12 protein-coding genes are annotated in these 11,257 nt (G+C 60.6%); 6 read left to right on the forward strand and 6 right to left on the reverse strand.

Annotation, left to right across the window (positions count from 1 at the left end; all coding sequences use genetic code 11):
• The first annotated feature begins 4 nt into the window (after window positions 1-4).
• Entirely contained in the window at window positions 5-757 is a 753-nt protein-coding gene (locus tag YA0848_RS09710) for a TetR/AcrR family transcriptional regulator (protein WP_034098727.1), read from the forward strand.
• Between the two features lie 159 nt (window positions 758-916).
• On the opposite strand, the gene YA0848_RS09715 is transcribed toward YA0848_RS09710, so the two are convergent.
• A complete protein-coding gene (locus tag YA0848_RS09715; RefSeq protein ID WP_047881880.1) occupies window positions 917-1,978 on the reverse strand; it encodes an FUSC family protein in 1,062 nt (353 codons plus the stop codon).
• A gap of 153 nt (window positions 1,979-2,131) precedes the next feature.
• Window positions 2,132-3,748, reverse strand: a complete 1,617-nt coding sequence (locus tag YA0848_RS09720; protein ID WP_034098723.1) for an NADP-dependent glyceraldehyde-3-phosphate dehydrogenase — start codon at window positions 3,746-3,748, stop codon at window positions 2,132-2,134.
• Window positions 3,749-3,897: 149 nt separating this feature from the next.
• Here YA0848_RS09720 and YA0848_RS09725 point away from each other — a divergent pair, with 149 nt between their 5' ends.
• The gene (locus YA0848_RS09725) at window positions 3,898-4,761 is read left to right on the forward strand and encodes a Dyp-type peroxidase (protein ID WP_034098721.1); all 864 of its coding nucleotides are present in this window, start codon (window positions 3,898-3,900) and stop codon (window positions 4,759-4,761) included.
• A gap of 50 nt (window positions 4,762-4,811) precedes the next feature.
• Here the strand turns inward: YA0848_RS09725 and YA0848_RS09730 are convergent, their stop codons facing one another.
• Entirely contained in the window at window positions 4,812-5,333 is a 522-nt protein-coding gene (locus YA0848_RS09730) for a DUF3087 domain-containing protein (protein ID WP_034098720.1), read from the reverse strand.
• A gap of 126 nt (window positions 5,334-5,459) precedes the next feature.
• Between YA0848_RS09730 and YA0848_RS09735 the strand changes: the two genes are divergently transcribed.
• Window positions 5,460-5,639 carry a hypothetical protein gene (locus tag YA0848_RS09735; protein ID WP_034098717.1) on the forward strand — a complete coding sequence of 60 codons (180 nt, stop codon included), beginning with the start codon at window positions 5,460-5,462 and terminating at the stop codon, window positions 5,637-5,639.
• 11 nt (window positions 5,640-5,650) lie between these two features.
• Window positions 5,651-5,851, forward strand: coding sequence for a DUF6021 family protein (locus tag YA0848_RS09740; protein ID WP_034098715.1), 201 nt, complete (start codon window positions 5,651-5,653; stop codon window positions 5,849-5,851).
• A 48-nt stretch (window positions 5,852-5,899) separates the two neighbouring features.
• Here the strand turns inward: YA0848_RS09740 and YA0848_RS09745 are convergent, their stop codons facing one another.
• A complete protein-coding gene (locus YA0848_RS09745) occupies window positions 5,900-6,136 on the reverse strand; it encodes a DUF6555 family protein (RefSeq protein WP_034098712.1) in 237 nt (78 codons plus the stop codon).
• Window positions 6,137-6,255: 119 nt separating this feature from the next.
• Here YA0848_RS09745 and YA0848_RS09750 point away from each other — a divergent pair, with 119 nt between their 5' ends.
• Window positions 6,256-7,095 (forward strand): arylamine N-acetyltransferase family protein, encoded by an 840-nt coding sequence (locus tag YA0848_RS09750; RefSeq protein WP_169903549.1) that lies wholly within the window; start codon window positions 6,256-6,258, stop codon window positions 7,093-7,095.
• Window positions 7,096-7,219: 124 nt separating this feature from the next.
• A complete protein-coding gene (locus tag YA0848_RS09755) occupies window positions 7,220-7,972 on the forward strand; it encodes an outer membrane beta-barrel protein (protein ID WP_034098710.1) in 753 nt (250 codons plus the stop codon).
• A 253-nt stretch (window positions 7,973-8,225) separates the two neighbouring features.
• On the opposite strand, the gene nuoN is transcribed toward YA0848_RS09755, so the two are convergent.
• Both nuoN and nuoM read right to left on the reverse strand, forming a co-directional pair.
• On the reverse strand, window positions 8,226-9,689 hold the full coding sequence (gene nuoN, locus YA0848_RS09760; RefSeq protein WP_034098709.1) for an NADH-quinone oxidoreductase subunit NuoN: 1,464 nt from the start codon (window positions 9,687-9,689) through the stop codon (window positions 8,226-8,228).
• Between the two features lie 7 nt (window positions 9,690-9,696).
• Window positions 9,697-11,229: an NADH-quinone oxidoreductase subunit M gene (gene nuoM / locus YA0848_RS09765; RefSeq protein WP_034098707.1), complete on the reverse strand. Its 1,533-nt coding sequence runs from the start codon at window positions 11,227-11,229 to the stop codon at window positions 9,697-9,699.
• Between the last annotated feature and the right edge of the window lie 28 nt (window positions 11,230-11,257).

The following is an 11,257-nucleotide window of genomic DNA, read 5'->3' on the forward strand; positions in this document are numbered from 1 at the left end:
CCTAATGGTCGCGAAGAAACTCAGCGCTCCAAACGTTACCAAGACTCGCTTGCTGGATGCGACAGAGGCTCTCTTCATCAAGTACGGATACGACGCGGTTTTGTTACGGCAGATTACCGAGCGTGCCCAGGTCAACCTGGCTGCGGTGAATTACCACTTCGGGGACAAGGATTCCCTGATGAAAACCCTGCTGATGCAGCGCCTGGAGCCGCTCAACGAACAGCGCCTGGAATTGTTGGCACGTTGCGAAGCCGAATCCGATGGCCCGCTGGACTGCGACACCTTGCTCGGCGTGCTTTTCGCTCCGGCCATGGGCCTGGAGCGCAGCGACCCGGCCAGTGGAGAAGGGCGCTCGTTCATTCGTTTCCTGGGGCGCGTCTACAGCGATACGTCGCCGTTTATCCAGGAATACCTCAAAGTGCATTACCAACCGGTGTTCCAACGCTTCTTCGAAGCCTTCGCCCTGGCCTTGCCGGATTTACCGCGCAACGAGCTGGGGGTGCGCCTGCAATTTGCACTCAAAGCGATCTCTGGGGTGATGGCCGGTACCGAGCTGCGCCTGCTGATGAATTCCATGAGCCTCGGCCGCCCGGCCACCGACGCGGAAGTCATGGCCAAGCTGATTACCCTGGTCTCGGCAGCGATCCGCGTGCCACAGCAGAGCCCTGAAGCGGAAACCGCGCTGGCCAAGGTGCTGGACACCCAGCGCGCGATTCGTGAAGAGGCTGCGGCGCCAAGCGCTAAAGCGTCGCGCTGAACGGCGGTTTTTTCGAGGCAAAAAAAAGCCCGCTGGGGCGGCGGGCTTGATGTGCAACATTTGTAACGGATGAGGCTTCACCCTACGTCTCGGGATGTGAATAAAGCGTGAAAAATTTGTAAGGGAAAGTGTGAATATCGTTTTGAGCGAAACAGACCTTCAGATTTTCCAGTGCCCCGCAGTTTTGCCTAGGCGCTGGCGCATGGCATCCACATTCGCCGCCAGTTGCAGCGTTAACAACCGATACCCATCCAGTGCGCTGTACACCGGCGCATCCAGCGTGCGCTCGCGGCCCGTGCCGGTACTTGGGCGCTCCAGTCGTTCGGTCATGCCGGATTTCAATGCCCGCGCCATCCCCACCAATTGCACACGGATCTGCCGATGCTCGGCCTTCAAGGCGGCCTGCATGCGGGCCATGGCTTGCTCATCGCGTGGGTCGGGACGGGTGTTGCCGAGAATTTCCAAAGTGCTGATGCACAGGCGCAAGTGACGCTGGATGGCATCCAGTTCAGTCATGGAAATGCGCACTTCCTTGGATACCGACGGCATCAGCGAGCGCAGTTGCACCATTGCCGCGTTCAAACGGTTGAGCAGTTTGACGTGTTCATCATCGGTGACCGACTTTCCGCTGATGATCCGGCTGTAGATCTGCGCGCAGTCACGCAGGGCGCTGGCCAGGTTATAGCGCCACGAATACACGGCATACAGCGGCAGGGCGAAGGAGAACGCCAGGGCCAGGACGATACCGATGAGAATATCCACGGTGCGCCACAACCCATCCGACAACGGGTTGTCACCGTGGCCGGCGACGATAAACACCGTGATCGCTGACAGCAGCGCGATATAACCGCCTTTGCCGATGGCGTGATAGGAAAAGAACCCGCACACCACCGACATCAACAGATAGGTCAGCAGCGGCAGGCCGAAGTAAGCCTGTTGCACCACCAGCAGCAGACCGACACTGGCACCGATCAAGGTGCCGTAGGCGCGTTCCACGGCTTTTTTGCCGATATTGCCGTGGTGCTGCAACCCGCCGATCACGATCAACATGGTCACCGACGCCCATTCGCCGTGGGGCAGGTTGATGCCGGTGGTCAGCAGGATCGTGGCTAGCAAGCCGATGGACACGCGCACGGCGTGGATCAGCTTGGCATGCCGGTAGCGGCGGTAGGGGTCGAGCAAGGGGCGCAACAGGCGCCGGGCGAATATCGGCAGATTCATTGATAACAAAGGACCCTCAATTCTCCAGATATAAACAATCCAAATGTGGGAGGGGGCTTGCCCCCGATGACTGTGGATCAGTAAAAAATCGGTTAGCTGACACAACCGCTATCGAATCCAAGCCCTCTCCCACATTGTTTGACCGAGGTGAACTTAGAAGATGTAGTCAGTGGTCAGGAAGCTTGAATCACGGTTGCGCAGGATCTCGCTGACCAGTGCCTTGTTGCTCTCTTGGAACTTGGTCGCCACCAGGGTGCGGATCGAAAACACGCGCAACGCGTCATGTACCGACAGCGTGCCTTCAGCCGAGTTCTTGCGCCCGTTGAAGGGGAAGGTGTCCGGCCCGCGCTGGCATTGGGCGTTGATGTTTATGCGCCCGACTTGGTTGGCAAAGGTGTCCACCAGGCGCCCGATGGCTTCGGCGTTGGTGCCGAACAGGCTGAGCTGTTGGCCGAAGTCCGAATCCAGAACGTAATCGATCACGGTATCCAGGTCGCGGTAGGGCACGATCGGCACCACCGGGCCGAATTGTTCTTCGTGGTAGACGCGCATTTGCGGATTCACTGGGTACAGCACCGCCGGGTAGAAGAACGAACCGCGACTGACCCCGCCATTGGCATTCACCACCTGGGCCCCGTGCTGCGTCGCGTCGGCCACCAGGCCGTTGAGGTAATCGACCTTACCCACTTCCGGCAACGGCGTCAGCGAAACGCCGTCTTCCCACGGCATACCGGGCTTGAGCGTCGCCAGGCGTGCGTTGAATTTTTCGATAAAAGCCTCGACCACCTCTTCATGCACGAAGAGGATTTTCAACGCGGTGCAGCGTTGGCCGTTGAACGATAGCGAGCCGGTCACCGCTTCGCTGACGGCATTGTCCAGGTCCACCTCGGGCAGCACGATGCCGGGGTTTTTCGCGTCCAGGCCCAGAGCGGCCCGCAAGCGGTGCGGCTTGGGGTGCAGTTTCTTCAGGTCGCTGGCGGCTTTGTTGGTGCCGATGAACGCAAAGATATCGATCTTGCCGCTGGCCATCAGCGCGCTAACGGTCTCGCGGCCGCTGCCATAGATCACGTTGATCACCCCGGCCGGGAAGCTGTCGCGGAACGCTTCCAACAGTGGGCGGATCAGCAGCACGCCGAGCTTGGCCGGCTTGAACACTACGGTGTTACCCATGATCAGCGCCGGGATCAGGGTGGTGAAGGTTTCGTTGAGCGGGTAGTTGTAGGGGCCCATGCACAGCGCCACGCCCAGTGGCACGCGGCGGATCTGCCCGAGGGTGTCCTGTTCCAGCTCGAAGCGGCTGGAGCGGCGATCCAGCTCTTTGAGGGCGTTGATGGTGTCGGTGATGTAGTCGCAGGTGCGGTCGAATTCTTTCTGGGAATCCTTGAGGTTCTTGCCGATTTCCCACATCAGCAGCTTGACCACCCCCTCGCGCTGCTCGCGCATGCGCCGCAAAAACGCTTCGACGTGGCGGATGCGGTCAACCACGCGCATCGTCGGCCATTCGCCCTGGCCGCGATCGTAGGCACGCACGGCGGCGTCGAGGGCGGTGAGGGCGGTGTCGGCGTCCAGCAGCGGCGTGCTGCCGATCACCACCCGTTGGTCACCCAGTTGCACCGGGCTGTGCACTTGGGCCAGCGGGCCATTCCACACCCGCAACTGGCCGTTCACCAGGTAGTCACGCTGTTCGATGGGCGCTGCCAGGCGGTATTGCTCGGGGATGTCGGCGGTGGAAGTAGGAAACAGCTGAGCGAGCAAGGGCTGAGTGGTCATGGCGCTATCCCTATAATAGTTACAAAACTTGACTGGTGCTTGACTAGAGAGTCACCCAACCAAGGGCTCTATGGCAAGGCTTGCGCGCTTTGCAGTACGCAGGGCGACTGGCGCCGGGTAAACTGCGCGCCTTTCTTGAAGGAGTTCATATGAGTCAGTACCAGTCGGGCATTCTTGCTGCACCGGTGCCGTTGCAGGCCCGCCATCTGTTTTTCGCCGTGGATTCCCTGGCCGCCGTTCCCGTTGCGCTGGACGCGTTGGTGCGGATGGCGGATGCGGCGGCGGTGGTCGGGTTGGGTGAGCCGCTGGTAACCGCGCTGGGCGTAACCATTGACGGCTTGCGGCCGTTTCCGACGATCAGCGCGCCGGGTGTGCACAACCCGTCCACCCAACAGGCGCTGTGGGTGTGGCTGCACGGTGTGGATCGCGGCGAACTGCTGCTGCGCAGTCGCGCGTTCGAGAAGGCGCTGGCTCCTGGGTTTCGCCTGGTGCAGTCGATTGAAGGCTTCCGCTACAAGACCGGCTTCGACCTCACCGACTACGAAGACGGCACCGAAAACCCTCACGACGATGCTGCCGTGGACGCCGCCTTGACCGACGGTGGCGCCAGCTTCGCCGCCCTTCAGCAATGGCAGCACGACCTCGATGGTTTCGCCGCGTTGCCAGCCCAGGAGCGCGACCACATCATCGGCCGCCGCCACGGCGATAACGAAGAACTGGAAGACGCCCCCGAGTCGGCCCATACCAAACGCACCGCCCAGGAGAGCTTCACCCCTGAGGCCTTTGTGGTGCGCCGCTCCATGCCGTGGGCCGAAAATGGTCAGGCCGGCCTGATGTTCCTCGCCTTCGGCCATTCCTTCGATGCTTTCGAGGCGCAGCTGCGCCGCATGAGCGGCCTGGAGGACGGGATTGTCGATGGCCTGTACCGCATCAGTACGCCGTTGACCGGCGGTTACTACTGGTGCCCGCCGGTCCTGAACGGGCACCTGGACTTCAGCGCGCTGGCGGTCTGATCCCTGTCTGCCCTGGCAACCGCTACAGCGGTCATGCGCGCCGGTTTGCCTTAGGTACTTTTCACGCGGTCGAGCCAGGCAGGGTCCAGGCGGGTCTGGTCGGTGTCCAGCCCCAGCGCCTGCATCTTGCTGACGTGGGCCTGCATCTCACCGACCAACTGCGCCTGGGCGCTGGAGTTGGCGTCCAGCTCATGCATCTGGGTCAGCCCCAGGTGATAAAAGCGCAGCAGCTTAATGGCTGTCGGGTCATTGGCCTGCACTCCCTCGGTGACCTTGTGCATCACATTGGTCACGCTCATCAGACTGCGCTTGAGCTGCCAGCCATACACCGCTGGGGCCAGCCACGCCTGGCCCCAGAATGGGCCACGCACCAGCGCCAGGGTGATCAGCACACCGGCGAATACGCCGCCAACGTTGAAGCGGAAATTATCCCCGCCGGGTTCGCCGAACAGCGTCACCGCCAGGCTCGACAGCACCATGGCCAGGGCCAAGAACAGCACCGCCACGATCAGCGTGCTGCGGCGAGTCTGTTGGCGGTAGAGCGCGGGGTCACAGGGTTTGAGCTCGAACATCCGGGTCAGGTCTCTAGAGGATGGCGGGGTGGCATCATCGCACGTCAGGGCAAACAAGTTGAACGTTGGTGCGCGGGGCTTTCTCTAAATCGGTGCAGGCCACCCATTATGACGAGGTGAACCATCATGCCCGAGTACAAACAGCCACCGCCCGGCACGCCAGACCCCAACCGTACCCCCGGTGAGGAGGAGCGCGACAACGACGCTCTACGCCCCAATGATCCCGCGCATCGTCAGGACACCGACGATACGGAGCAAGCCGAGCAAGACCTGGAAACCCTTCACGATAAAGCCCGTCCGCTCTAGAGGAGATAGCCATGACCGCTCCAGACAAAGGCCCGCGCTCCAGCGAGCACGCCAGTGGCAAGGATGAGCTGGGTTTCGACCCGGACTCGCCGGATGTCGCCGATCCGCAGGTCGACCCCATCGGCCCGGCCATCGCGCCGCTGGACAAGGATAAGAAAGAACACCCGGAAAAAAAGCCGCCTTACGATCCGTTGGGCGACTTAAAGAAGTGATGCAGGCCCCGCTCGATTGAGCGGGGCTTTTTGGTTTAGGGGATGGGGTTATTTAGGCGGCATCCAGGTCACATTGGTGATGCCGTATTTCTCCGCCCAGGGGCGGGTGGTTTTTTTGACTTGCTCATGGCCCACGCGGCCAATGCGACTCACATGGGCAACGTCGGCGTCGACCGCCGCCCAATGCCAGGCCTCGGCGTTATTCATCACTTCGGCGCGTACTACAAAGGACTTCGGTTGACCGTGCAGCTGATAATTAATGGTGTAGATTTTTGCGGTACTCATGGTGCCTCCCTGACTTGTTATAAATGGATAGGAAGGCGTTTAAAAAGGTTCATTCAAAATGACAATCTGCACGCGGGCGCGGCATAGTGACGCCTTCGCCCGTGCTCAAGGACCGTGCCATGCCCCGTCTCACCCATTGCCAGCGCTACCTGCAACGCCTGGGCTACGAAACTCCGCCACCGCCCACCCTGCAAACTCTGCAAGACCTGCAATTGCGCCATGTTTGCACCTTTGCCTTTGAGAGCCTGTCGACCCTGCTGCACCAGCCGGTACCGATCGATCTGCCGAGCGTCGAGCACAAAGTATTGTTCGAGGGGCGCGGCGGCTACTGCTACGAGTTGAACCAGATGTTTCTGATGCTATTGCAGGAATTAGGCTTCGACGCGCGCGGCATCACCGGCCGGGTTGTCATGGGCGGCCCGCCGGATGCGCGTACGGCGCGTACCCATCGTCTGAGCCTGGTGAACCTGGACGGAGTGCGCTACATCACCGACGTGGGCTTTGGTGGCATGGTGCCGAGCAGCCCGTTGCAACTCGATACCCAGGCGGCGCAGGCCACGGCGCATGAGCCTTACCGCCTGACATTCGATGCGCAGGAGAGCAGCTATACGCTGTGGGCCGAAGTGGCCGGGGAATGGCGCGGCTTATACGTGTTCGACCTGCAAGTGCAGGCCGACATCGATTACGAAATCGGCAACTGGTACGTCTCGACCCACCCTGGCTCGCCCTTTCTGGGGCAGCTCAAAGTCGCGCGGCTGGCCGTTGGGGAGCGGCACACGTTGAATAACGCGCATTACGCAATTCACTATCTGGACAGGCCCAGCGCCAAGCGTACGTTGCAACACAGCGATGAACTGCTGGCATTGCTACGCGACACGTTCGGCATTCAGGTGCCTAAGCACCCACGTTTGAGCGGCGCATTGGATGACTTGATTCGCGCAGGCCGCCAAGAGCCTTGATCTAGAGCGTTCGCTGAACCGTTTTACCTCCAAAATCAGGTGAATTTTTTCGAACCTTTTGCGCGCGCGGAGGTTCGAAGCGGTTCCTGAATAATTTGTCCACCTGACAAGGAGATGTAAAACGATGTCCAAACTATTCGGATCATTCCTCAAAAACGCCTCGCTGCTTGCGCTGGCCACCGCGCCGGCGATGGTGTTCGCAGCGCCGTCCACCGACCCGATTTCCATCTTCGGGCTGCAGGGCAGCTACAACGATTTCAAACTCGAAGGCGGCAGCCAGAGCGACAAGGACCACATGCCCGAAGCGGGCCTGTTCTACAACTTCGGCAACAAGCTTACCGCTGAGTCCGGTTTTATCTACCAAGCCGGCATCGAAGCTAAATACGGCGAGAAGAGCGACAACAAACTCAAGGAAGGCCAGGCCGATCTGGACCTGGGCTGGCGTGCCGCGCTGGATGCGCGCAACTTTGTCGATGTGATCGTGGGCGGTGGTTACAGCTGGACCCGCTACGAGCCGGAGTCCAACGGCAATGACCTTGAGCTGACCACCAAATCGCCATTTGCCAAGGCGGCACTGGGCTACAACCACCAGTTCGATGACATGACCCTGCGAGTTGAAGCCGGCGCTCGTCACACCCTCGACGGCCGCGTCAAAGTCAAGGTTGACGGCTTGGGCAGCGACTCCGTCGACCTCAAGGACCGCACCAACCCGTACGCGGAAGTCAGCCTGCTGATGAACCAGAAAGGCAACCTGCCTGTGATGGCGGGCCTGTACTACACCCGCACCGAATACAAACTGGATGAAGACTCCCCCGTGGCCGACAACACCAAACTCAAGCGTGACGAGTATGGGTTCAAGGTCGGTATCGCGTTCTAACCCGTTTGTAGTGAGCTGGCTGATTGGATAAGAGGGGCTTTTGTGGTGACTGAGCTTTGTGATGTACAGGCTCTTATGCTGAACAGGCTTTTGTGGTGAGCGGGCTTGCCCCGCGCCGGGCTGCGCAGCAGCCCTACCAAAGGCACTGCTAAACCCGGCTTGGCATTCCACTGCAAACCTCCAACCCAATCCCCACAATGCAAAAACGGCGCCCGAAGGCGCCGTTTTTGTTTACTCACTTCCCGCTAAGCGATCAAACACCCAGCACCGCGTGCTGCACCAAGGTGAGCAACGGCTGTGGGTAGACGCCGAGGAAGAAGGCGAGCAGGGCGATGGCCAGCAGCATCACGCCGCCAGCTTTCTGTTCCCAATGCAGCTCGGCATCCACACGACGCAGGTTCGGCTCGATCAGGTACAGGGTGACCATCACGCGCAGGTAGTAGAACACGCCGATGGCGCTGCCCAGAATCAGCGAGGCAACCAGCCACCACTCATGGGCTTCGACACCGGTAGCGATGATGTAGAACTTGCCGATAAAGCCTGCGGTCAGCGGGATACCGGCCAGGGACAGCATCATCACGGTCAGCACAGCGGTCAGGTACGGACGGCGCCAGAACAGGCCACGGTATTCGTACAGAGCGTCGGCGTCACGGCCCTTGTAAGGGGACGACATCAGGGTAATCACGCCGAATGCGCCAAGGCTGGTGATCACGTAGGTGACCAGATACACACCGATGGCTTCCACGGCCAGGCCTTTGCTCGCCACCAGGGCGATCAGCAGGTAGCCGAAGTGAGCGATAGACGAGTAACCCAGCAGACGCTTGAGGTTGTTTTGAGTCAGCGCCAGCAGGTTACCGAACAGGATCGACGCAATGGCGATCACGGTCAGTACGTTGCTCAGCACGCCGGTGTTGGCAGCGGGGGAGATCTGGAACAGACGCACCATCACCGCAAACACTGCCACTTTCGACGCGGTCGCCAGGAACGCAGCCACCGGCGCCGGGGCGCCTTCGTACACGTCCGGGGTCCACAGGTGGAACGGCACCAGCGACAGTTTGAAGGCCAGGCCGATCAGCATCATCGCCAGGCCCAGTTGGGCGATCGGTGCAGGCATGTTGGTGGCGGCCAAGGCATGACCGATACCGGTGAAGCTCAGGCTGCCGGCTTCGGCGTAGAGCAAGGCCATACCGAACAACAGGAACGCGGAACCGGCGGCCGACAGCACCATGTACTTGATGCCGGCTTCCAAAGAGCGCTTGTTGAAGAAGGCATAGGCCACCAGGCCGTACGTCGGGATCGACAGCAGTTCCAAACCGATGAACAGGCCTGCCAGGTGCTGGGCGCTGACCAGCACGATACCGCCGGCCGCAGCCAGCAGGATCAGCAGGTACAGCTCTTCGCGGTTGCCCGGGTAGCCGGTGCCGCCTTCGCCGAGGTAGGCGTGGGCGAGGGTGACGCATGCCAGGGTGGCCACCAGGATCAACGCGATGTACAGCAGTGCGAAGTCATCGATCATCATCAGCGGGGTGACCGCCAACGGCGCGACCTTGAGGGCCGGAATGATCGACAGCAGGGCCAGGTTCAACCCGGCACAGGACAGCAGGAACGTTTGCGAGTGATTGCGGCGCCAGGCGATCGCCAGCATCACCACCACGATGGTGAGGCTGGTGATCAGCAGCGGCGCAAGCGCGATAAAGTGTTGGATCGTGAATTCCATAGCGCTCTTACCGGGCCGAAGCGAGTTGAGAGAAGGCGGTGCCGAACCACTGCTGCACGCCATGCATCGTTGCGGCAGAAGTGTCCAGGAACGGTTGCGGGTACACGCCGATGTAGATCAGCAATACCGCAAGACCGAGCACCATGATCAGTTCGCGCGCATCCATCCCTTTGAGGACAGTGTCGGACTTGGCGGGGCCGAAGTAAGCGCGGTGGATCATGATCAGCGAGTAGACCGAACCGAATACCAGGCCGGAGGTGGCGATGGCGCTGATCCACGGCGTTTGTACGAACGCGCCCATCAGGATCAGGAATTCGCCGATGAAGTTGCCGGTGCCCGGCAGGCCCAGGGACGCGGCGGCGAAGAACAGGCTGATCGCCGGCAGGTAGGCAATACGCGACCACACGCCACCCATCTCGCGCATGTCACGGGTGTGCAGACGCTCGTACAGCTGACCACTGAGGATAAACAGGGCCGCGGCCGAAACGCCGTGAGCCAGCATCTGGATCACTGCACCTTGCAGCGCCAGTTGGCTGCCGGAATAGATGCCGATCAGTACGAAGCCCATATGGGAAACGGACGAGAAAGCAATCAGACGCTTGATGTCGGTTTGCGCGAAGGCCAGGAACGCACCGTAGAAAATCCCGATCAGACCGAGGGTCATGGCGATCGGCGCAAATTCGGCCGAAGCATTCGGGAACAGCGGCAGGGCAAAACGCAGCAGACCATACGCAGCGGTCTTCAACAGGATACCGGCCAGGTCCACGGAACCGGCAGTCGGTGCCTGGGCGTGAGCGTCCGGCAACCAGGAGTGGAACGGCACCACCGGCAGCTTCACCGCGAAGGCGATGAAGAAGCCCAGCATCAGCACGTACTCGGTGGTCAGGGACATCTTGGTCTTCAACAGGTCGGCGTAGTTGAAGGTAATCACACCGGTGTTGTTGAAGTTGACCAGCACCAGACCCAGGATCGCCACCAACATGATCAAGCCGGAAGCCTGAGTGAAGATGAAGAACTTGGTCGCCGCGTAGATCCGGGTTTTCTTGCCGTCCGAAGAACTGTGACCCCAGAGCGCGATGAGGAAGTACATCGGCACCAGCATCATTTCCCAGAAGAAGAAGAACATGAACAGGTCGAGGGCGAGGAACACGCCGACCACGCCGCCCAGGATCCACATCAGGTTCAGGTGGAAGAAGCCCACGTGACGCTGGATTTCTTTCCAGGAGCAGAGTACCGAGAGGATACCCAGCAGACCGGTCAGCAGGATCATCAACAGCGACAGGCCGTCGAGGGCCAGGTGCACATTGATGCCGAAGCGCTGGATCCACACGTGCTTGAATTCAAGCGCGAAGGTGGGATCCACACCCGGTGCCGGAGCAAATGAATAGTCGCCATGGGCCCACAGCCAGAGGCCGAGCGCGAGTTCCAGGGACATGGTCAGCAACGCAATCCAGCGGGGGAGGGTGGCGCCGAAGCGTTCACCCATCCAGCAGAGCAGGCCGCCGATAAAGGGGATCAGGATTAGCCAGGGCAGAATCATGACGGGCTCGTTTCCTTTCGCAAGTTCG

It is taken from the genome of Pseudomonas sp. S4_EA_1b (assembly GCF_016307435.1).
GTDB lineage: Bacteria > Pseudomonadota > Gammaproteobacteria > Pseudomonadales > Pseudomonadaceae > Aquipseudomonas > Aquipseudomonas rhodesiae.

Bases quoted from the DNA above. Each gene is read 5' to 3' on its own strand.
- YA0848_RS09710 (WP_034098727.1), top strand. From the start codon at position 5: ATGGTCGCGAAGAAACTCAGCGCTCCAAACGTTACCAAGACTCGCTTG.
- YA0848_RS09715 (WP_047881880.1), bottom strand. From the start codon at position 1,978: ATGAATCTGCCGATATTCGCCCGGCGCCTGTTGCGCCCCTTGCTCGAC.
- YA0848_RS09720 (WP_034098723.1), bottom strand. From the start codon at position 3,748: ATGACCACTCAGCCCTTGCTCGCTCAGCTGTTTCCTACTTCCACCGCC.
- YA0848_RS09725 (WP_034098721.1), top strand. From the start codon at position 3,898: ATGAGTCAGTACCAGTCGGGCATTCTTGCTGCACCGGTGCCGTTGCAG.
- YA0848_RS09730 (WP_034098720.1), bottom strand. From the start codon at position 5,333: ATGTTCGAGCTCAAACCCTGTGACCCCGCGCTCTACCGCCAACAGACT.
- YA0848_RS09735 (WP_034098717.1), top strand. From the start codon at position 5,460: ATGCCCGAGTACAAACAGCCACCGCCCGGCACGCCAGACCCCAACCGT.
- YA0848_RS09740 (WP_034098715.1), top strand. From the start codon at position 5,651: ATGACCGCTCCAGACAAAGGCCCGCGCTCCAGCGAGCACGCCAGTGGC.
- YA0848_RS09745 (WP_034098712.1), bottom strand. From the start codon at position 6,136: ATGAGTACCGCAAAAATCTACACCATTAATTATCAGCTGCACGGTCAA.
- YA0848_RS09750 (WP_169903549.1), top strand. From the start codon at position 6,256: ATGCCCCGTCTCACCCATTGCCAGCGCTACCTGCAACGCCTGGGCTAC.
- YA0848_RS09755 (WP_034098710.1), top strand. From the start codon at position 7,220: ATGTCCAAACTATTCGGATCATTCCTCAAAAACGCCTCGCTGCTTGCG.
- nuoN (WP_034098709.1), bottom strand. From the start codon at position 9,689: ATGGAATTCACGATCCAACACTTTATCGCGCTTGCGCCGCTGCTGATC.
- nuoM (WP_034098707.1), bottom strand. From the start codon at position 11,229: ATGATTCTGCCCTGGCTAATCCTGATCCCCTTTATCGGCGGCCTGCTC.